19 protein-coding genes are annotated in these 21,689 nt (G+C 42.5%); 15 read left to right on the top strand and 4 right to left on the bottom strand.

The window, feature by feature from the left end; all coding sequences use genetic code 11:
* Nucleotide 1 precedes the first annotated feature (1 nt).
* Genes ABIB50_RS22125 through ABIB50_RS22105 form a run of 5 tightly spaced genes read left to right on the top strand, consistent with a single transcriptional unit; the run spans nucleotide 2 to nucleotide 4,785 of the window.
* Entirely contained in the window at nucleotides 2–895 is an 894-nt protein-coding gene (locus ABIB50_RS22125) for an HlyD family secretion protein (protein WP_429383388.1), read from the top strand.
* Between the two features lie 3 nt (nucleotides 896–898).
* Nucleotides 899–1,810: an ABC transporter ATP-binding protein gene (locus ABIB50_RS22120; protein WP_429383387.1), complete on the top strand. Its 912-nt coding sequence runs from the start codon at nucleotides 899–901 to the stop codon at nucleotides 1,808–1,810.
* A gap of 2 nt (nucleotides 1,811–1,812) precedes the next feature.
* Nucleotides 1,813–2,553 carry an ABC transporter ATP-binding protein gene (locus ABIB50_RS22115; protein WP_429383386.1) on the top strand — a complete coding sequence of 247 codons (741 nt, stop codon included), beginning with the start codon at nucleotides 1,813–1,815 and terminating at the stop codon, nucleotides 2,551–2,553.
* Between the two features lie 10 nt (nucleotides 2,554–2,563).
* Entirely contained in the window at nucleotides 2,564–3,670 is a 1,107-nt protein-coding gene (locus ABIB50_RS22110) for an ABC transporter permease (RefSeq protein WP_429383384.1), read from the top strand.
* Nucleotides 3,667–4,785: an ABC transporter permease gene (locus ABIB50_RS22105; protein ID WP_429383383.1), complete on the top strand. Its 1,119-nt coding sequence runs from the start codon at nucleotides 3,667–3,669 to the stop codon at nucleotides 4,783–4,785. Before ABIB50_RS22110 ends, ABIB50_RS22105 begins: the two co-directional genes overlap by 4 nt.
* Nucleotides 4,786–4,907: 122 nt before the next feature.
* Here ABIB50_RS22105 and ABIB50_RS22100 read toward each other — a convergent pair whose 3' ends face one another.
* From ABIB50_RS22100 to ABIB50_RS22085, 4 genes are all read right to left on the bottom strand, one after another.
* The gene (locus tag ABIB50_RS22100; protein ID WP_429383382.1) at nucleotides 4,908–8,201 is read right to left on the bottom strand and encodes a CheR family methyltransferase; all 3,294 of its coding nucleotides are present in this window, start codon (nucleotides 8,199–8,201) and stop codon (nucleotides 4,908–4,910) included.
* A 210-nt stretch (nucleotides 8,202–8,411) separates the two neighbouring features.
* Nucleotides 8,412–9,095, bottom strand: coding sequence for a VIT1/CCC1 transporter family protein (locus ABIB50_RS22095; RefSeq protein WP_429383380.1), 684 nt, complete (start codon nucleotides 9,093–9,095; stop codon nucleotides 8,412–8,414).
* Nucleotides 9,096–9,455: 360 nt separating this feature from the next.
* Nucleotides 9,456–12,722, bottom strand: coding sequence for a CheR family methyltransferase (locus ABIB50_RS22090; protein WP_429383379.1), 3,267 nt, complete (start codon nucleotides 12,720–12,722; stop codon nucleotides 9,456–9,458).
* Between the two features lie 90 nt (nucleotides 12,723–12,812).
* Nucleotides 12,813–14,618 carry an ATP-binding protein gene (locus tag ABIB50_RS22085; protein ID WP_429383378.1) on the bottom strand — a complete coding sequence of 602 codons (1,806 nt, stop codon included), beginning with the start codon at nucleotides 14,616–14,618 and terminating at the stop codon, nucleotides 12,813–12,815.
* 1,034 nt (nucleotides 14,619–15,652) lie between these two features.
* On the opposite strand from ABIB50_RS22085, the gene ABIB50_RS22080 reads away from it, so the two are divergent.
* The 10 genes from ABIB50_RS22080 to ABIB50_RS22035 all read left to right on the top strand — a co-directional run bounded on the left by ABIB50_RS22080 (nucleotide 15,653) and on the right by ABIB50_RS22035 (nucleotide 21,534).
* Entirely contained in the window at nucleotides 15,653–16,045 is a 393-nt protein-coding gene (locus ABIB50_RS22080) for a single-stranded DNA-binding protein (protein WP_429383376.1), read from the top strand.
* A gap of 45 nt (nucleotides 16,046–16,090) precedes the next feature.
* On the top strand, nucleotides 16,091–17,161 hold the full coding sequence (locus ABIB50_RS22075; protein ID WP_429383375.1) for a DUF932 domain-containing protein: 1,071 nt from the start codon (nucleotides 16,091–16,093) through the stop codon (nucleotides 17,159–17,161).
* 4 nt (nucleotides 17,162–17,165) lie between these two features.
* A complete protein-coding gene (locus ABIB50_RS22070; protein WP_429383374.1) occupies nucleotides 17,166–17,540 on the top strand; it encodes a hypothetical protein in 375 nt (124 codons plus the stop codon).
* An 11-nt stretch (nucleotides 17,541–17,551) separates the two neighbouring features.
* The gene (locus ABIB50_RS22065) at nucleotides 17,552–17,773 is read left to right on the top strand and encodes a hypothetical protein (protein WP_429383372.1); all 222 of its coding nucleotides are present in this window, start codon (nucleotides 17,552–17,554) and stop codon (nucleotides 17,771–17,773) included.
* 237 nt (nucleotides 17,774–18,010) lie between these two features.
* Nucleotides 18,011–18,595: a PRTRC system protein E gene (locus ABIB50_RS22060; protein WP_429383371.1), complete on the top strand. Its 585-nt coding sequence runs from the start codon at nucleotides 18,011–18,013 to the stop codon at nucleotides 18,593–18,595.
* Between the two features lie 12 nt (nucleotides 18,596–18,607).
* Complete coding sequence (locus ABIB50_RS22055) at nucleotides 18,608–18,823, top strand: PRTRC system protein C (protein WP_429376268.1); 216 nt, start codon at nucleotides 18,608–18,610, stop codon at nucleotides 18,821–18,823.
* A 3-nt stretch (nucleotides 18,824–18,826) separates the two neighbouring features.
* On the top strand, nucleotides 18,827–19,003 hold the full coding sequence (locus ABIB50_RS22050) for a hypothetical protein (protein WP_429383369.1): 177 nt from the start codon (nucleotides 18,827–18,829) through the stop codon (nucleotides 19,001–19,003).
* Between the two features lie 200 nt (nucleotides 19,004–19,203).
* Nucleotides 19,204–20,001 carry a hypothetical protein gene (locus tag ABIB50_RS22045; protein WP_429383367.1) on the top strand — a complete coding sequence of 266 codons (798 nt, stop codon included), beginning with the start codon at nucleotides 19,204–19,206 and terminating at the stop codon, nucleotides 19,999–20,001.
* Entirely contained in the window at nucleotides 19,976–20,725 is a 750-nt protein-coding gene (locus ABIB50_RS22040; protein ID WP_429383365.1) for a PRTRC system protein B, read from the top strand. Before ABIB50_RS22045 ends, ABIB50_RS22040 begins: the two co-directional genes overlap by 26 nt.
* On the top strand, nucleotides 20,722–21,534 hold the full coding sequence (locus ABIB50_RS22035) for a PRTRC system ThiF family protein (RefSeq protein WP_429383363.1): 813 nt from the start codon (nucleotides 20,722–20,724) through the stop codon (nucleotides 21,532–21,534). Before ABIB50_RS22040 ends, ABIB50_RS22035 begins: the two co-directional genes overlap by 4 nt.
* Nucleotides 21,535–21,689: the final 155 nt, after the last annotated feature.

The following is a 21,689-nucleotide window of genomic DNA, read 5'->3' as shown; positions in this document are numbered from 1 at the left end:
CATGAAAAAAATATTGATTCTTTCAGCAATAATTTTATCAGGCCTGACCGCCTGCAATAAAACCGAAGATAAATACGACGCCTCGGGCACCTTTGAAGCGGTGGAAACCATCGTTTCGGCAGAAGCGGCCGGGACGATCAAGCAGCTTAATATAGAAGAAGGGCAGGAATTAAAAGCCGGCCAGACTATAGGTTATATCGACAGTGTCCAGCTTTATTTAAAAAAGAAACAACTACACGCCCAGATAAAAGCCGTGCTTGGCGGCAAGCCGGATATAGCCGCGCAAACGGCCGCTTTACAGGAGCAATTACGCCAGGCCGAGCGTGAACAGCACCGTGTCACCAATCTACTGGAAGCCGATGCCGCCACACAAAAACAGCTGGACGATGCCAATACACTAATAGCAGTTGTTAAAAAGCAGATAGCCGCGCAAAGATCTTCGTTGGGTATTACTTCGGCCAATTTCGAAGACCAGGCTGCACCTTTGGCTGTGCAGATACAACAGGTGAATGACCGACTGGAAAAATGCAGGATCATAAACGCGGTGAATGGGACGGTACTGACTAAATATGCAGAAGTAAATGAAGTAACCAGCAATGGCAAGCCTATTTACAAAATAGCCGAACTAAATTCGATCATACTGCGTGCATACGTTACCGGCGATCAGATTTCGCATGTAAAAGTTAGCCAACAGGTTAAGGTTTTGGTTGACGATACCAAAAATACCTATAAAACTTACCCCGGTACAATAGAATGGATAAGCGATAAAGCGGAGTTTACGCCAAAAACCATCCAGACAAAGGACGAGCGGGCAAACTTGGTCTATGCCGTAAAAATAAGGGTGAAGAATGATGGCTATTTGAAAATAGGTATGTATGGCGAGGTAAAACTGTAAGCGATGGAAGCGGTAGTTGTGAAAAATTTAACGAAGCTCTACGGCAAAGACAAAATCGCTGTGGATGCCGTATCGTTTTCAGTAAACCAGGGCGAGATCTTCGGCCTGATAGGGCCAGACGGTGCGGGAAAGACCAGTATATTCCGCATGCTGACCACGTTATTGCTTCCTGATGGCGGCTCCGCTACGGTCGACGGTTGCGACGTAGTGAAAGATTATGAAAAGATACGCAGCAGGGTAGGCTATATGCCGGGGAAGTTTTCGCTATACCAGGACCTGAGCGTGGAGGAAAATATCAATTTTTTTGCAACTATTTTTAATACCACGGTCGAAGAAAATTACCACCTGATAAAGGACATCTACATACAATTGGAGCCTTTTAAAAAGCGCCGTGCCGGTAAATTGTCAGGCGGGATGAAACAGAAACTTGCTTTATGCTGTGCGTTAATCCATAAGCCGACTGTTTTGTTTTTAGACGAACCTACGACCGGCGTGGACCCGGTATCGCGGAAAGAGTTTTGGGAAATGCTGAAACACCTAAAGGAGCAGAATATTACCATTGTCGTATCAACACCATATATGGACGAAGCTGACTTATGTGACAGGATAGCACTTATCCAGGGCGGAAAAATTTTATCATTAGCTACACCGGGCAATATCATCAGCTCATACCCCGACCAGCTTTATGCGATCAGGGCCGACAACATGCACCTACTATTAAAAGTATTGAGCGGCTATAAGGAGGTGTTAAGCAGTTATGCATTTGGAGAATTTGCGCATGTTTCTTTTAAAAGCAAGCCGGTGAGCCTTGATGTGGTTGAAGCTTACTTAAAGGAACAGCAATTGACAGGCACCGAGTTGAAGAAAACTGACGCGACGATCGAGGATAGTTTTATTAAACTATTAAAAGGGTAATTATGGGTGAAATAGTTATAAAAACGGATAAACTGACAAAGCGTTTCGGCGATTTCATCGCCACCGATGAGCTGACTTTTGAAGTTGTCAAAGGCGAAATATTTGGTTTTTTGGGCGCTAACGGTGCCGGAAAGACCACAGCCATGCGGATGCTTTGCGGCCTGTCGAAACCGTCATCAGGCCGCGCGACAGTGGCCGGGTTTGACGTTTACAAGCAAACAGAGCAGCTGAAGAAAAATATAGGCTACATGAGCCAAAAGTTCTCGCTTTACGAAGACTTAACGGTAGTGGAAAATATCCGTTTTTTCGGCGGGATCTACGGGTTAAGTGATAAGGAGATCAAATCAAAAAGCGAAGCATTACTTCATCAATTGGGCCTGGAGAAAGAGGCGAAAACACTGGTAGCTTCATTGCCGTTAGGATGGAAGCAAAAGCTGTCGTTTTCGGTAGCGGTGATACATGAGCCAAAGATTGTTTTTTTGGATGAGCCTACTGGTGGTGTTGACCCGGTTACCCGCAGGCAGTTTTGGGAGCTGATATACAATGCAGCCGACAAAGGCGTGACCATTTTTGTAACCACACACTATATGGATGAAGCTGAATATTGTAACCGCATTTCCATTATGGTGGATGGTAAAATTAAAGCATTAGATACGCCGCGAAATTTGAAAAATAGTTTTGAAGCGGCGTCGATGGATGAGGTATTTTATAAACTGGCACGAGGCGCTAAACGCGGCGAATAAATTTATACAGATGAAACAGTTCCTGATATTTGTTAAAAAAGAGTTTGCACATGTATTGCGCGATAGAAAGACCTTACTTATTCTGTTCGGGATGCCGGTGGTACAGATACTGATATTTGGATTTGCCCTTACCAACGAGGTAAAGAGCTCAAAAATAGTAGTTTTAGACCAAGCCAAAGATGAGGCATCGCAACAGCTCATATCCCGCATATCAGCCAGCCGATATTTTGAAGTTGAAAAATCGGTAATGAACCTTGAGCAACTGGACGCGGCTTTTAAACGGGGGGATATCCGCATGGCGGTCATTTTCCCTGCCGGCTTTAACGAGGATCTGCACCATCAAAACAGTGCCCAGATACAAATAATTGCCGATGCATCCGACCCAAATAGTGCCACAACTTTAACCAGTTATGTTGGTGCTATCATCCAGGACTATTTGGCCGAACTCAACAAAATAGCTAACGTACCGTACCGAATCCAGCCTGAAGTACGAATGCTCTATAATCCGCAGCTTAAAGGTGCACCAAACTTTGTCCCAGGCGTAATGGCTTTGGTATTGATGCTGGTTTGTGTGATGATGACCGCTGTATCTATCGTAAAAGAAAAGGAAACAGGTACAATGGAGATCCTATTAGTGTCGCCGGTCAAACCGATACTAATTATTATATCAAAAGCAATACCTTATTTAATTTTATCGCTCGTTAACGTAGCCTCTATCCTGTTATTAAGTGTATTTGTACTGGATCTGCCGATAAACGGAAGCATCCTGTTGTTATTTGCAGAGAGTACATTGTTTATCATTACTTGTCTTACTATTGGGATCTTTATCTCGGTAAAAACCAATTCGCAGCAGGTGGCTATGCTTATTTCGCTGATGGGTATGATGTTGCCCACTATTCTTTTCAGCGGCTTTATGTTCCCTATTGAGAATATGCCGGTCGCCTTGCAATGGTTCTCCAATATCATCCCATCTAAATGGTATTATATCATCGTGAAAAATATTATGATAAAGGGTTTAGGCTTTAGTGCGATATGGAAAGAGACCCTTATTTTAACCGGCATAACGTTGGCGATGCTGGTTATCAGTTTAAAGAGTTTTAAAATCCGTTTGTCATGAGGATAATTAAATTTTTATTGCAGAAAGAGTTCAAACAGATCTTCAGAAACAAGGCCATTTTGGCTCTCGTGATGGTAATGCCTGTGATGCAATTGCTGGTGCTGCCCCTTGCTGCCAATTACGAAGTGCGAAATATTAACACAGCGGTTATAGATAACGACCATTCATCTTATTCACAAAAACTGATTTCGAAGATAACCGCGTCCGGCTATTTTAAGCTAACGGGTTACAATTTTTCATTTAAGGAAGCTTACAAATTAATTGAAACAGATAAGGCCGATCTGATATTGGAGATTCCCCATGGCTTTGAACGCAACCTGGTTCGCGAGAACGGGCAAAAATTATTCATAGCCGTAAACGCCATAAACGGCACAAAAGCAAATTTGGGCGGAGTTTACCTCACAAGTATCATTAAAGATTTTAACAGTGATATCCGCCTTCAATTGTTGCAAACGGGTAAAGTTGACCAGCAAACTCTTATTAATATTGCGGCATCCAACTGGTTTAATCCGTTGCTTAATTACCATGTATTTATGGTTCCAGGGATATTAGCTATACTAGTGACGATGATAGGCGGATTTTTGACTGCCCTTAATATTGTAAAGGAAAAGGAAGTAGGTACAATTGAACAAATAAATGTAACTCCTATTAAAAAGTACCAATTCATTCTGGGTAAAATGATACCTTTCTGGATATTGGGTAATGTTGTATTTACTTTGGGCCTCGCAGTTTCCTGGATTGTTTATGGTATCGCGCCTGTCGGAAGCCTGGTGTTGCTTTACGGTTTTATCGCGGTTTATCTGCTGGCTATCTCAGGTTTCGGGTTATTGATCTCTACTTTTTGTGAGACGCAGCAACAAGCCATGTTCATTATGTTTTTCTTCATGATGATCTTTATTTTGATGGGAGGCCTATTTACTTCCATAGACAGTATGCCAGACTGGGCAAAAATAGTTGCTAAATTCAATCCGGTTGCCTACCTGATCGAGGTAATGCGCATGATCATTTTAAAAGGAAGCGGATTTAGGGATATCGCGAAGCAATTAGGAATAATCAGCCTATTTGCAATAGTACTGAACAGTTGGGCAGTTTTAAATTACAAAAAGACAGGTTAATTTTGAGATTTCATTGGAAATAAAAAAACGCGTTATATCATACCTTCTTTTATAAGAGGTGATTTAAGTATCTTATGATCAATAATTTATAGTATTGAAATTTATCCTGCCATGATTAACCATCATGCTATCGGAAAAGTCATTGTAAAAGTTGTTCCTTCATTTACTTTGCTTTCAAATCTTATCTTGCCGTTCATTAGGTTCGTATACCTTGTGACGATATTTAGCCCTAAACCGGTACCCGGGATCGTACCGGTATTGTGAGCCCTGAAAAAAGCCTCAAACAAATGTTTCTGATCATCGTCCGGAATCCCTATCCCATTATCTTTAACAACCAGTGTTAGCAAGGCGTTGTCTATTGTTGAATTGAACTCTATAAAGGTTTCTTCCCCTGAATATTTGATCGCGTTACTAATAAGGTTAATCACACAATTCTTTAGTAAGGACTGATCCAGCTTCACCTTACTTATGGTGCCGGAATGCTGGTAAATAATCTTCTGGTTTTGCTTCGCGATCATTTGCATTTCCTCAGTAATAATCTCGCCGAATTCAACGATGTCGAATAGGGTCCGGAGCTGTTCTACTTTACCACCTTCCAGCCGTTCGAGGGATAAAAAGTCATTGAGGATCGCGGTAAGGTTACCAACGGAACTTTTTATTTTACCTATATGGCTTTTGATATTAGCATTGTCGAATGGCTTTGAATATTTATCGATTAGGGACGCAGATAATTGTATCGAGCTTAAAGGCGTCCGGAACTCATGAGAGGCCATTGAGACAAAGCGGCTTTTCAAAATGCCCAGTTCTTTTTCTTTCTCTAATGCATGGCTCACTTTTGCTTTTCCATCCTCCGAGGTCTTGATAGATTCCTGTAAGTTTATATTGGTAACATCCAGTTCATTTAATATTTTTTTCAGTTCGGTGATGTCGTAGAAACTGATGATAGCACCATCGGGCTTTAGACTACCCCTTTTCAGGTATGGCATAGTCATTACTTGATAGATCTTTCCATCAATAGACTCGGCTTCCCTGGTAATAGTTATTTCTTTTGCTATAACTTTTTTGATATCGTCGCTCAACGTCTCAAATTTAATATTGGTGGTGATGTTGCTGAGCGGGCGGCCTATATCACTCTCTCGGATATTGATATGTTTCACTGCTCCAGGTGAATATCTTTTGAGCAACAGGTTCCGGTCGACAAAAAGCTGGCCGTTGGTATTGCTGCGGAAGTAGTTGTTAAGGTCATCGTTGAGATCGGTTAACTCATCAATGGTGAGTTGATGTTCCTTATTGATGGTCTGCAGTTCTTCGTTCACGGATTGAAGCTCCTCGTTGGTACTTTGCATCTCTTCATTAGCGGATTGCATTTCTTCATTAGCTGATTGTAGTTCTTCATTGTAGGATTGCATATTCTCATTAGATGAGGCTATACGCTCATTGGCCACGTCGAGACTATGCTTTAATTCCGCATTTGCTATTTCAAGGCTGATCAAATACTCTTTGGTTATTTCAGCGATATCGGCTGTATTAATCACATTTTCGTCGCTGTGAACAGCTTTAGACTCTGAAAAGAGGACAAGCAGGAGCCGTTCGACCGAATTGTTTACATAAAAGGGACTGATTGTGATATTGACTACCCGCTTTTTCGAGGTCCCCGCAGGTTCAATGCTCACTTCGTTTAGCAACACCCGTTCATCCAGCATTAATGCTTTATGGGCTGCCGCTTTAAAAACAATGGAAATGCTATCCGGCAGCAACTTATTTAAATCAAAATTAAAATTCTCATTTTTCAGGTAGGAAGTAATATCGCCAAATGATTGAACAACCATCAGGCTCTCATCTGTACATATCCCGGTGAGGCCTGATTCTTTATAAAGGAAGGAATTTATCTGTTCTGCCAAAGCAGATCTTGAAGACGGCAGGAGAGGCTTTTTCACTTCCATTTTGGTAGTTTTTGCTTCTTCCATTACGTGAGATGAAAAAGTATCAAACCTTACTGCACGCCCGGTCTTGTTACTTTTGAGTATATTCCATTTTTTGCTGATCTCATCAAAATCCTCTTTTAAAGCACCGGAGTTTTCACTTGGTCCCAGAAATAGATAACCATCCTTCTTTAGCCCGAAGTGCATCATGGCAAAGACCTTTTTCTGAAGCGTTATATTTAGATAGATCAGTAGGTTACGGCAGCTGATCAGGTCTATATTGCAATAGGGAGGATTTTTAACCAGATCATGCTGAGCGAAGACCAGCATTTTTCTGATCTCATGCTTCACTTTATAGGTCGCTCCCTCTTTAATAAAAAACCTGTTCAACCTTTCATTTGACACCTTTTTTTCTATTGTTTGCGGATAAATGCCTTTAGATGCCGTTTCCAAGGCAGATTTATTGATATCCGTTGCGAATATTTTGATCTCCAGATCTTTCGGATACTTTGTCAAATATTCCCTTACCAGTATCGCCATCGAATAGGCTTCTTCTCCAGTAGCGCAGCCGGCCACCCAAATCTTTAGCACCTCACTATTGTTTTTGATGATTTCAGGTATAGCCTTTTCTTCGATAATCTTAAAAGCATCGGGGTCACGGAAGAAAGAAGTAACGCTGATTAAAAAATCATTTGCCAGCAATCCAATCTCCGATGGATTGTTTTTTAAATAATTATGGTATTTATTTACCTGACTAAAGTTATGCTCGGCCATGCGCCTAATGATCCGACGGATGATAGTCGGACGTTTATACTCCGAGAAATCCAGGGGAAGGTTTCCTTTGATCAGGTTGAAAATCTGCCCAAGCTCCTCATCGGTAATCTCCTCATGTTTTTGACCGGACGGCAATGCAAGCTTGCCAGCTTTTACATAATTTTCGATTATCTGCGGCATGGCTTGGGGCGCAATAATCATATCCGCACAATCTGTAGCAATGGCAGCCAGCGGCATACCGTCAAAGTTAGCGGTGTCCGGGTCTTGTACAAGAACAAGGCCGCCTGCATTTTTAATGGCTTCGACGCCTCTTGAACCGTCATTTCCCGTACCAGACAGTATGACCCCGATGGCTTTATCACCCCGTTCTTTTGCCAGGGAGCTGAAAAAGTAATCGATTGTCATGTAGGGGCGCGATTGCTCTTTTTTATCTGATAGCAAAAGCCTTCCCTTTTTGACAGTCATGAACTTTGAGCTTGGGATCAGGTAAACTGTATTTGGTTTAATGTCTACGTTTTCAATTGCCTCAATAACTTCCAGTTTGCTGTGCTGTGCCAAAATATGGGCCATTTGGCTTTTAAAATCGGATGAGAGGTGCTGTATTAAAATATACGAAACCGCGTCAAGTGGCGTATAATCAAAAAATGAAGAAATTGCTTCCAGGCCGCCGGCAGAAGCACCAATGGCTATAATGTATTGTTTAGCGACAATTTTAGCCATGACTTTTTATAATTAAGAAAAAAAAACGATATAGGTAGGTGATAAAGATAACGAAATATTCCTTATTTGTTTTTATTTCAATACTTTATATAATGAAACCCTATTCCGTTATATAGGAGATTAAATACTAACACAACCACGGAATGAATGTTTTATGTTGAGAAACACCCAGTAAGTGTTATACTGGAAATAATTACTTCGTCTCAGCTACTAGCTGGTTTTAACTCCGAAAATGTAGCCTACAAGCGCTGTCATTGCCATCGCCACCGTGCCCCAGAAACATATCCTTAAGACAGCTTTACTTATATTGGACCCTCCTGCCTTGGCAGCAACCATCGCTGAAGTCGCTAAGAAAAAGATCGCAAATCCATATTGCGCCATCAGCATAAATTTTAAAGGAGCAAATATGGAGACCAAAAGAGGTAAGAAGCCCCCGGTAATAAAAGATAATGCTGATGCCAGTGCAGCTGTAAGCGGCTTTGCCTGGGTCATTTCATTAATGCCTAATTCGTCCCTCGCGTGGGCTTCCAAGGCATCGTATGCAGTTAGTTGAACGGCCACTTCCATTGCCAGATCTTTTTTCAATCCCCTTTTCTGATATATTTTTGCCAACTCCTTCAATTCAATTTCAGCCATGGTATCCAATTCATGCTTTTCCCTTGCTATATCAGCAGTTTCAATATCCGATTGCGAACTTACGGATACGTATTCGCCAGCAGCCATAGACATAGCGCCGGCAGCAAGGCCTGCTACAGCTGCCAGGATGATAGGCTGTCTGGCTATACTCGCGGCAGCGACACCTATGGCTATACTGGTGGTGGACAATATGCCATCGTTAGCACCGAGAACCGCTGCTCGTAGCCAGCCGCTTCTGTTTGTATAGTGTTTTTCCAATTCCGTAAATTGTTATTAATTGATAGATATGGTCAACTTATATTTTGAAGAATCATTATAACATTTTAATGGGAGTTCTAATTCTTTCCAAACAATATCAATCTCCTGAATGGACAGCTGTATGGATGGACGTTCCTAAAAGCCAGTTCAATTTCCGTGAACGCAGAGATCCGTAAAAGCGCGGCCGCCAGCATGGGATGGCTATCCAGTTATTTACAGCCAAAAACACCAAAATTTTAACTGAAAAAATTGTCAGTATTTAAACAGATCACCCATAGATTTATTTAGAATCGCATCCTTTTGTGATATGTTAAACCGCGAAAAGATAGGTTTCCCGTTTAATAATTGGGGTTGGGCATTTCAGTCATATTTCAAAAATATCTTAAAAACGCATCCTTTGCCCATTTCGCACTCTACCTCAATTTTACCACCCGAAGCATTAACGATCTTTCGGATCAAATATAATCCGATGCCCGTCCCTTCGCTCGTCTCACTAACCCGCTTGTATTTCTTAAAGATCTGATCTACTTCGTCTTTAGAAATACCGATGCCATTATCCGTGATCGTTAATACGATAAACCCATCGTTTTTCTCAGTTTTAATACTGATCTTTGGTATACGGTCGGGAGAACTAAACTTTAGCGCGTTTGTAACAAGGTTAAGTATTATACTTCTCAAATTCTTTTTTGCGAACCTAACTTCTTTTATTTTGAAATCTGCATAAAAAACGGCTTTCGAAACCTTGATCTTTTCTGACAGAATTTCTTTGATCTCTTCAAAAATAGCCGGGAAACTTTCATGGTTATTATCCATATCTTCCGATTCGATATATCCTACCCTGGCAAGGTCGCTGATGATCGCTTTAAAATTAGTCACGGCTTTATTCATCAACCCGGATAATTCCATGACTTCAGGATCTTTAGTATCCAGCTTATCATTGAGTATCTCCAGCAGCATTTCGATATTTACTATCGGTGCGCTCAGGTCATGTGACGCGCCAAAAACAAAGTTATTCAGGTCAGCATTAATCCGCAACAGGCTTTTATTGCTTTTATCCAAATTGCCATTACTTACGTCCAGGCTTTTATTGCTGATGTCTAATTCTTTAAGCAGCTTTTTTAATTCGGTGATATTATAAAAGCTGATGATCGCGCCATCGGGGTTTTTACTGTTTTTTTTGAGGTAAGGCATAGTCATTACCTGGTAGCTATTCCCGTCTATCGCTTCCGCCTCCCGTGTAATAGGCTCCCCATTATTGATGACTTTCCTGATATCATCAATCAAAGTTTCAAATTTGATATTCGTCGTGATATTGCTTAGCGGGCGGCCAATATCACCCTCTCGGATATTGATATGCTTCACTGCCCCCGGCGAATATCTCTTTAGCAGCAGACCCCGGTCAACAAACAGCTGGCCATTAATATTGCTGCGGAAATAATTGTTCAGGTCGTCATTCAGATCTGTTAACTCGTCTATGGTGAGTTGGTGATCTTTATTAACCGTTTGCAGTTCCTCGTTCACTGATTGCAACTCTTCGTTTGAGCTTTGCATTTCTTCGTTGGCCGACTGCATTTCTTCGTTGGCCGATTGCAGCTCTTCATTAAAGGACTGCATATTTTCATTAGAAGAGGCGATGCGTTCGTGCGCCACATCCAGTGTATGTTTTAATTGGGCGACTTCTTGCTCCAGGCTGATCACATGTTCCCTGGTCAATTCGTTAACATCTTCTAAATGAATCACATGTTTCTCTGTCATTTTTGTCTGGCTGTCTATAAACAAAACTAACAGCAATCTTTCTTCTGATCCATTTAGGTAAAAGGGACTTAGGACAATATTAATCCGCTTGCTCTTCGCCTTACCCAAAACTTCCAGGTTAAGCCTGTTAAGTACCACTCTTTCATTCAGCTTCAGAGCTTTGTGAGCGGCTGCTTTAAATGCGATGGAAATATGCTCCGGCAGCAGGTCGTTCAGGTTATGATTGAAGTTGATGTTTTTTAAATAGCCCTTTGTATTACCAAATGATTGAACGACAGTCAGATTTTCGTCGGTACAAACACCATTAAACGCGGACTCATTTAATAGTGCCGAATTGACCTGGTCGGTGAGTTCAGATTTCGATACAGGTACCATTGCTTTTTTAGTTACTTCTACAGACGTTGTCTTTATGTCACCTATCATATTGGATGAAAAGGAATCAAACCGAATGGCCCGTCCTGTTTTATTGCTTTTCAGGATATTCCATTTGCCGCCGATCTCTGTAAAGCCATGTTTAATAACAGACGCGCTCTCGCTTGGCCCCAAAAAAAGATATCCGCCTTTCTTTAGCCCAAAATGCATCGATGCAAATACTTTTTGCTGTAAAACCACATTGAGATAGATCAACAGGTTACGGCAACTGATCAGATCAATGTTACAATAAGGCGGGTTCTTGGTCAGGTCGTGTTGGGCAAAGATCAGCATCTTTCGGATCTCGTGTTTGACTTTATAGGCCGTACCTTCCTTAGTGAAAAATTGCTGCAGTCTCTCTTTCGAAACGGTTTTAGTGATGCCTTCCTGATAAACTCCTTTGGAAGCGGTATCCAGCGCCGTTTTGCTAATATCCGAAGCAAATATTTTGACCTCAATATTTGTTGGGTTTTTGTTTAAATACTCTTTCACCAAAATAGCTATGGAGTAGGCTTCCTCGCCTGTGGCGCAACCTGCCACCCATATTTTCAGGGCATCACTATTGTTCTTTTTGAAGATATCGGGTATAACAGTCTCCTCGATGATCTTAAAGGCTTCTGGGTCACGGAAAAAAGAGGTCACATTTATTAGGAAGTCATTTGCCAGCAAGTCTATTTCAACAGAATTGTTTTTTAAAAAATCCCGGTAGGTACTAACCTTATTAAAATTATGTGCAACCATCCGCCGTTTAATGCGCCGGATGATCGTTGGGCGCTTATAATCGCTAAAATCGAGCGGCTGGTTGCCTTTGATCAGATTAAATATCTCTCCAAGTTCTTCCTCGCTTATTTTATCCGTTGGCTCATCGGTCAGCAATTCCAATAGGCCGTCCTTAACATATTCTTCTATAACCTCGGGCATGGCTTCGGGCGAAAGTATTTTATCCACGCAATCTGTAGCAATTGCGGCCAGCGGCATACCGTTAAAGCCTGCTGTATTTGGTTCCTGTACCAGTACAATACCACCAGCCTCTTTGATTGCCTGGATCCCCTTCGAACCATCGTTACCTGTACCTGATAAAATAATGCCAATAGCCTTATTACCGCGTTCTTTAGCCAATGAAGTAAAGAAGTAGTCGATGGTCATGTGCGGGCGGGGTTTATCTTTTTTATCCGAAAGGATGAGCCTGCCCTTTTTAACGATCATAAATTTATTACTCGGTATCAGGTAAACGGTATTGGTTTTGATATCTACATTTTCAACAGCTTCAATAACCTGTAGTTTGCTGTGTTGTGCCAGTATTTGCACCATCTGGCTTTTAAAGTCGGCAGAAAGATGCTGGATCAGTATATAGGACACGGAGTCCAGCGGGGTGTAATCAAAGAAGGCGGAAACAGCTTCCAAACCGCCGGCAGATGCGCCGATGGCAATAATGTACTGTTGATCGACAATTTTAGCCATGGCCTTGGGTTTATGCTAATACACCTGTAAGGTGTATGCTTGTAAATGTACCGCTAATTGTTGCGTATTAATTTATTTATTTTCAGACATTTATACCTGAATGGAGATTGGTTTTAAAGGGAAAGTTATCGTAAAAATGGTCCCTTCGTTAACCTTGCTTTCAAACCTTATCGTTCCGTTCATCAGTTCTGTATATCGGCCAACAATATTTAAGCCTAATCCCGTCCCCGGAATATTCCCGGTATTTTGTGCCCGAAAGAATGCTTCGAATAAATGTTGCTGGTCGTCTTTCGGTATGCCGATGCCATTATCCCTAATGATAATGATCAGTTTGTTTTTGGTTATGGTAGTAAAAAATTCGATCAGAGAAGCAGGTCCCGAGTATTTTATCGCGTTGCTGATCAGATTAATGATACTATTTTTAAGCAACGACGGATTTAGTGTAGCCATCCGGCCCCGGCCGGTATGGTGGTATACAATTCGCTGTTTTTGTTTCACAAGAGACTGCATGTCTTCTGTAATATCTTCCGCAAATCTAACCACGTCCAGCGGGCTCAAGATGGGATTGATCTTGCCGGTTTCCAGCAGTTCAAGTGATAAAAAATCGTTTAAGATATTGGTCAGGTTCTTGGAAGCATTTTTTATAGTTTCCGTATATTTTTTAATGATGGGGTGATCCAGGTCCTGCGCAAGTCTTCCGATCAACTCGGCCGACAGCTGAATGGCTGTGAGGGGCGTTTTGAATTCATGCGAAGCCATAGAAACAAAGCGGGTTTTTAGCATATTCAAGTGCTTTTCCTTTTCGAGGGACTTGCTTATTATTTCACTGCTCAATTCGATCGCAGTAACAGAGTCGGTCAGACTTTTATTGCTGATACCCAGCGCAGCCAGTAATTTCTTCAGTTCGGTAATGTCATAAAAGCTGATAATAGCGCCGTCTGTTTTACCAGTATTTTGCCGGATGTAGGGCATGGTCATAACCTGGTAGGTTTTCCCTTCAGAAGATTCAGCTTCCCTGGTAATGGTTTTACCGTTGTGCATAACCTGCAGGATATCGGCAACCAGGGTTTCAAATTTGATATTTGTCGTAATATCCGCTAATGGCCTACCAATGTCGCTTTCCCGCAGATTGATGTGTTTGACCGCGCCAGGTGAATATTTTTTTAACAACAGGTTATGGTCAACAAATAATTGTCCGTTGGTATTGCTTCTAAAATAATTATTCAGGTCATCATTTGACTCGGTCAGCTCAGAATTGGTTTCCTGCTGTTCTTTGTTGATCGTTTGTAATTCTTCATTAACAGATTGCAGTTCCTCATTCGCGCTGTGCATTTCCTCGTTCGCCGATTGCAATTCTTCGTGGAAGGATTGTATATTTTCATTAGATGCGTTGACCAATTCATACGCTGCTTGCAGGCTGCTTTTTGCCTCAACAAGTTCTTGTTCCAAACTGACCAGGTGAGCCAGGTTTAGCTGCCTGATGTCTCCGGGTGCAATCAGCGACTTGTTCTTCGGTTTTCTTTTGTTACTGGTAAACAGAATGAGCAACTGCTGGCCCCCAAGCCCGCCGCCTAAATAGGGACTGATAACCATGCTTACGGAATATTTACCGTCAAAATCCAAATCGCTGAGCGTTACCCGCTGATGTGATTTCAGGGCTTGGTGCGCAGCTGCTTTAACGAGCATTGCCACTTCATCCGGTAATAGCTCGCTTAGCTTAAAATTGAAATTTTCATTTTTCAGAAAGTCGGCAGTATTACCAAAAGCTTTCACCACAGTAAGCTGCTGATCAGTGCAAACGCCGCACAGCCCTGCGGCTTCAAGGACGGCTGTTTGTCCGTCATTTGCCGTTAAACCTTTGGGCAACAATATAGCTGATCTTTTACCGTTTTGCACCGCTGTAAGGTTTTATTGGCGATTACCGCCGCGTTAAGTGTAGTATGATTAGACATAAAAATGGAAAGCATTTCAAATATAACAAATTACACCCTGTTAAATGCAATAATCAATCTTACAGGAAATTATACCTTCCTTTGTTACGGGAGCAAATTTCGTCACTGCAAGTTCATCTGATAATGATTATGAACAGATTTGAAAGTGATTTAAATCATTTGACCTCTGAAAAATGCTACTATTGTTCTTTTATCAAAGATACGACCTTATTAACAGCCGCTTTTTATTAGCCCTCAGCTGGCTTTGAGTGATTTATATTATAATTCAGTTCCCTTGGGCCTTTAAGTTAAAAACAGCATTAGAGATTCACTGGTAATAATATAACTGTTCGATCCCTCCGGGCCGTGCTTTCCACTGTATCTTTCCCGGAAAGGATGCCGCTGCAATCACTATCGTTTTACCGAAAATGTACATGCACTTTTGCTTTGCGCAAGAGCCGGTACTATAATAAGCGGCTGTTCAACGCATCATTCCCGCCTCTCTGGTTCACCACGCTTCATTTCATTTTGCCGGGCAAAGCTGCACTCGGCTCCATTCCTGCCTTGATCTTTATGATATTTTAAGATCCGGCCCCCACACTTTCAACCGATCCGGCTAAAAGTTCAACCAGGCCCTTCGGGTGCCTCGTCCGGCAATGGTAGCCGGAAGGGCAGCTTAACTTTTATCCGGTTTAGGCCCATTGATGAAGAACCACAAAGTCTCTTTTCCATAATGCTTCCCGGACTGCTGTCAAATATTATTTCCTTTTCATTTAGCCTTTGCTGAGGCGAATTTACACCTCTTCAGCGGCCAAGGCCAGGCGAGTGCCGCTATAAAAAATCTCCACACCTCCGCTTCTCTCCGGGTAGTATTTTTTGCGGCAGCCTTGCTCCGCTAGCCCCCCGCGCAAGTATTCTGCCTCTATCAAAGGCCAAATGAGGGTTTTGCCGAATGGGTCATTGAGGAACAGATTTTTTAACAAATTAATTTTTATCAAAATGGAAATCACAGGAAGATTGGTAGCAGACGCTACCGTGAGAGCAGTAAATGCAGAAAAAAATGTAACAGGTTTTAGAGTAGCGGTAAACCGCCATTACAAATCGCAGGGGGAGCAAAAGGAAGAAACAGCCTATATCGATTGCACCTACTGGCGGGGTGAAGGTATCGCCCCATTTTTAACCAAAGGCATGTTGGTGCAACTTTCGGGATTTATGACCGCAGAACCTTGGGTAAGCCGTGACGGTGAGCCAAAGGCAAGCCTGCGCTTTCGTACTGATGAAATCAATATGCTGACAAAATCGGCTAAAAATGGTACAGGCGATAATAAAAACAACCCTAAACAGGCAGGCGACAAAAAAGGTGTGCTGAAACCAAGCGAGCAATTCAACTAATCAGCTAAAAAGTAAACACGGTATTTAACATTAAAAATTAAAGTCATGGCACACAATCTTTTTTATAACAACGACACAGATAAAGTAAGTTTTTTCAGTGTAAAGGAAAAAGCATGGCACGGTTTGGGGCAGATCGTTGAAGATTACCCAACCAGTGCGGAAGCGATACGCTACGCAGGTTTAGATTATACCGTAGAGAAACGGCCTTTATTTACCAATTCTTTGGCTAATGATTTAGCCGAATTGGACAACGGCGAGTTTCCCAAACTGGATGTACCGAATTTCTTTTCGACCGTCCGCACCGATAATAATTCGGTGTTGGGTGTAGTTGGTAAAGATTACGAAGTGGTACAAAATTCGGATGCTTTCCAGTTCTTCGATGCTATCGTAGGTGGGGGAAGCGGTATTAAATACGAAACCGCAGGTGCATTAGGTAAAGGTGAACGCATTTTTATTACCGCTAAACTGCCCGACTATATCAAGGTAGGTAAACAGGATTTAATAGAACAATATTTGTTCCTGACCACTTCGCATGATGGTTTCGGCAGTATCACCGCCGCATTTACCCCGACCCGTGTCGTTTGTAATAATACCCTCAATGCAGCTCTGCGTAACCATTCGGGCGGTATTAAAATACGGCATACCGCTTCGGCTAATGATCGTTTGAAACAGGCGCATACGTTAATGGGCATATCCCATGTATTAGCGGACGAATTAGAGCAACTGTTTAATCATTGGTCTAAGGTGCGTATCACGGACAACCAAGTTAAAAAACTGATACAGGTCGCTATGGCACCAAATAAAGAGGTGGTTAGCAATCTTGAACTGGGTTTGGTTGATAACCTTTCCACTACTTACACCAATATCGTGGATAACGCCTATGCCTATGCGATGGGCAACCCGACCCAGCAAATGGAAACCACCGCAGGTACTTTGTTCGGTGCATACAATGCCATAACCGGTTATTATCAGAACGTCCGCAATTTCAAGGACGGGGATGCCAAATTCAAATCTATTATGGACGGTACAGCCAAGCAAAGGGGGCAGGTCGCTTTTGACCTGTGCGGCGATTTCGCCAAGAGCGGTGCAGATGCGCTAAATCTAATTAAAAACTAAGGTCATGCAACCATTACAGCTATTAACCAACGTGCAGAAAGCAAGGCTTTTGCATAGTTTACTAATCAAGGAGATACCCGAATTTTTAGGGTATCTCAACGAACTGACCGAAACGGTTTTGAATGATAAGGAGCGCATTACCGCAGGGTGGAAAGACCAACTATTCGGCGTTGATTTTTGGTTTGAACTGGCCGAAGAAGTCCAAAAGGTGATGGCTAAATATTCAAAAGAACTGTACAAAAGTACAGCAGTATTTGCCGACCAGTTATTCGGTGGTTACAACGCCATATTTACGGCGCATGCTTTAGCGCAGTATGTAGCGAACGGCAGGCATACCGACCCGAAATTTAAACCTGCCGTAGACCTTTTATTTAACTAAACACATTTGTCATGAGCATACTATCAGAAAAAACAGAAAGAAACGCCCTTAGATCAATAGCGAAAACCTTACGGTTTTTTGATGAACTCGCCTTTTACCAAATGAAAGCCGAAGACGATGCCGCTATAACCCATGCAAAAAACCTGTTAACGGGTGTAATTGAAAGCAGTGGTTACCAGTCCGTTTATCAACGAAGAAAAGGTACTAAACTCATTAAAATTAAACAGTCATGAACAGCACATTTTTAGGTATGATACTGTCCATAATGGGTTTATTTCTGCGCTACCAAATCGGCAGGCGCAGGTTTAACCGCAGGGGTATTGGGGGGCTACAGCAGTTCCCCTCTTACGGGAGGTTCATTTTTACGGTCATCATAGAAAGGGTGATCCATTTTTTAGCAACACTTTGCCTGTGGGCAGGCTTGATTTTACTCGCCATCGCAGGATTTAATCACTTCAAATTTTAAAATTATGAAAACGAATTTTTTTCAACAATTAGCAGGTTTAGGCTTTAGTGGCAATTTCCTGCTGAATATCCATCAGGATGATAAAGGGCTACAAACCGTTTCGGTAGTCCTAAAAAAAGACAAGGCAGTTGACGGCTTACCACCCATGCTTTTCAGGGCAACCGCTGACGAATTGGACGAGGGTTTTTTTGACAAACTCGCCGAACCTGTAACGTTAACCAAAGGATTGATTAGCAATATTGAAAGCTATAAAACCGAATTGGATAAAGCTAACAAGAAAGCCAAACCCGATAAGTCCAATAAAACTGCTGTTACCGATCCTGACGATGACGACAAAGACGATGATAGCAACCTGTTCACGCCACCCGAGGACGATAAGGAGGCCAAAGCCGAAAAGAAACGCTTATATGATGAAGCGTTGGACAAGGTTAAGACATTGGCACAAAATACCAAGTACGCCGAAGCACTCGCCCAATTACCCGATGTAGCTGATTACCCCGACAAGGCCGAAGCCATCGAAGCCAAACGGAAATCCTTGCAGGCGGGTAAGGAAGCCTACGACAAATTAACCGCCAGTTTTAACGATTAATCAAAATTCAGTATGAAAACGATGATTTTACCAAGGGTATTCCTGCACAAAGAGAATGGACAGGATATCCGGTTGACCGACCCGAATGACACTTTTACGATAGCCGATGTGCAGAATTTCTATGCAGGTACTTATCCCATCCTGACCAATGCGAAAATTACCGGCCCTGAAATTAAGGACGATGAAGCGCAGTACCGTTTTGAAAGTACGATGGGGACGAAAGGATAATAGATGAAAGCGATAACAAAAAACAGAATAGTAAAAATTAACAGGAAAGGCGACCAATGGAAAATACAGCAGTTGTTCGGCGAACTGGCAGAGCGGTTAGACCGCCTGCCCGATGCCGACGAGGTGCGGCGCAACCCGCTAAGGAGCGCACCCGCAGGGCTAACGGAAATGGTTTTTTAAATCACAGCTTCCTCCCGTTTTGGACTTTTTCAGGTAACAGGGAGCGGATAGCAAGGGAGTATTTCAGCTCCCTTGCCAATCTCTGTAAGCATTACAAATTAGCTATACCACAAAGTAATTTATCTTTTCCGCAGGATATTTTTAGCACTTGGCAGGAAGTAGAAAAACAGGTGCTGGAAATTGACCCGGAACATCACTGCATGATTTTACAAGATAAAGGAAAACGGGCGGTTTTATCGGTGGTCAAAACTTTTGATTTAAGCCAATGCCTTTTTTATATCCCTGTACGTGCATACTGGAATTGGTCGCAATGTGCGGAGCAAGAGCGCATCACCGAACTGGTTACCGTTTTGTTCGCTTATTTGCACCAAGTGGTGGACATACCGTTTTACGCCGAGAACGGCAGTTTTATGGATTACCATTACGATACTTTAGAGCAATGGGCAAGCGAAGCGGAGGACGAGGGCAACAATGACGAGGAACAAAAAGAATGGCGGCAGGAACAGGAAGATACGCTTTATGAGTTAAGACGGGCAGGTGGTCATATCATGCCCATCATCAAAAATCCCGATTGGCTGAATAAGATGGAGGGGGTTGTTATGAATTACCACCATCAAGACAATTGGGAACTGGAATGGGAATTATTAGCTATTGAATTTTTACAGCTTTACCGCCAGTACCCTAAACGCTCCTTACCTGACTGCATCCACCAAGATTTGGTTTACCCTGACGAGGACGAGCGTATTACCTGCTATCAATATACAGGCTTTTATTGGAGCGGTAAGGATTGTTTCAGAGATGAACTCAACGAATTGATTAATTCCAATTTTCAGGAAATGCCCGTCATGGATGAACCAACAGCGGTGTATTTCTTTGATACGATGCCTGAACCCGACCGCAAGGATTTTGATTTCGAGACCCGATTGTTCAATTTGATGGAACGCTTACGGGATTTACTAAATGATTACGACCATGAAGAACATCACCCAACAGTTTAACAGCGGCTTTGCGCCGTTCAAAGCCCTGCTGATTTACAGGCATGATAAGGAGGAGCAAATCAACCAGTTCCAAAGGGACGAAAAGGAAACGCATATCTACGTGGAAAGCTACGATATTGGAAAAAGCGGTAAGCCGATTAATGCCCATCCGTTGAGCCAAAGCGAAATGAGTGCCTTAGCAGACCTTTTACAGACCTCAAAAGAAATGCAAAGCAGTTACCTCAAAAGTAATGGCTTATTGCCACAAAACGTTTTATATGTCAATCAGCAGGCGAACGGCTATGCGGTTTGGTATTCGCCACCGCAGGAAGTTAACTTATTCTTTGTAGATGGCCTGCAAATACCGTCAGGCAAATTTCACGTCCCCGCGATGCTTTGGAAAGCTAATGCGGAACGTTTAACGGTTCACGCCTTAAAAGGGAAAGGCAAGCCAATGGAAAACACAAAACTTTGCCATGCCCCTTATCTCAATATTTATGCAGGTGGGCAGGTTTGCATGGGGACGGTGCAAATCAATATCGGCAAAAGCACCTGTTTAGAGGAATTTATACAAACATGGGAGCGGTATTTCTTTAACAGCAATTTCAGCCATTCCATTAATGGCAACAACAGCACCAAATCTAATACCACAGATTTGTGGCGTTCCCTTGCGGGAACTGGTGAGCAGTTCCCACAGAATGAGTTAATGCAAACCAGTTTGACCCTTAAACAAATCATCACATGAAAACTAAAAAAACAGATAAACCTGCTGTACATATTATACAAAAGGAATTATTACAGCCCTATAACCCAGTTACCGTGAATTTGATTGGTGCAGGGGGGACAGGCGGTCAGGTGTTGACCGCATTGGCAAGGATGAACCATTCGCTTATCGCTTTAGGCCATGCAGGATTATTTGTCAGGGTATTCGATGATGATACCGTTGATACCGCCAACCTCGGCAGGCAGTTGTTTACTACAGCCGAATTGGGGCAACCCAAATCGGTTGCTTTGATAAATCGTATCAACCGCTTTTTCGGCACAAACTGGAAAGCCGAAACTTTGCGCTATGATAAATCATCCATAACGGACAGGGATTTAGCCAGTGCGGTGATTACCATATCCTGTGTAGATACGGTGGCTGCCCGTTACGAAATAGCGGAAATCTTAAAACACCTATCAAAAAATTACGGTGGCCGTAACCATGTCAAATACTGGATGGATTTTGGTAACAGCCGTTCCAGCGGTCAGGTGGTTTTGTCCACTTTGGAGAAAATAAAGCAACCCGCTTCGGATTTATACCGGCCAGTAGAAAGCCTGCCGTTGGTTACTGATGAATTTAAGGAACTGCTAAACGCATCGGAAACCGCCGATAACACACCAAGCTGTTCATTAGCCGAAGCCCTCACTAAACAGGATTTATTTATCAATTCAGTATTGGCTAATTGTGGCGCATCGCTGTTATGGCAATTGTTTAGGGAGGGGATATTGTTCAATCGTGGGTTCTTCCTGAACCTAAAAGATTTCAGAACACAGCCACTTAAAGTGGCATAAACGCTTCGGTGTCAATCTGCACTAACACATTGAAGTATTTATGCTGATTGACACCGCCAGCCGGACTCCCCGGCGGGCGGGCATACGCCCACCCCGTTTGACGCCCCGTATTTTCGCAGTGTTATTGATTTGTAGAAAATACGGGGCGCTCCATT

It is taken from the genome of Mucilaginibacter sp. UYCu711, assembly GCF_050433825.1.
In the GTDB taxonomy this organism is placed as follows: Bacteria; Bacteroidota; Bacteroidia; order Sphingobacteriales; family Sphingobacteriaceae; genus Mucilaginibacter.
This window is presented reverse-complemented; position numbering and strand designations above follow the sequence as displayed.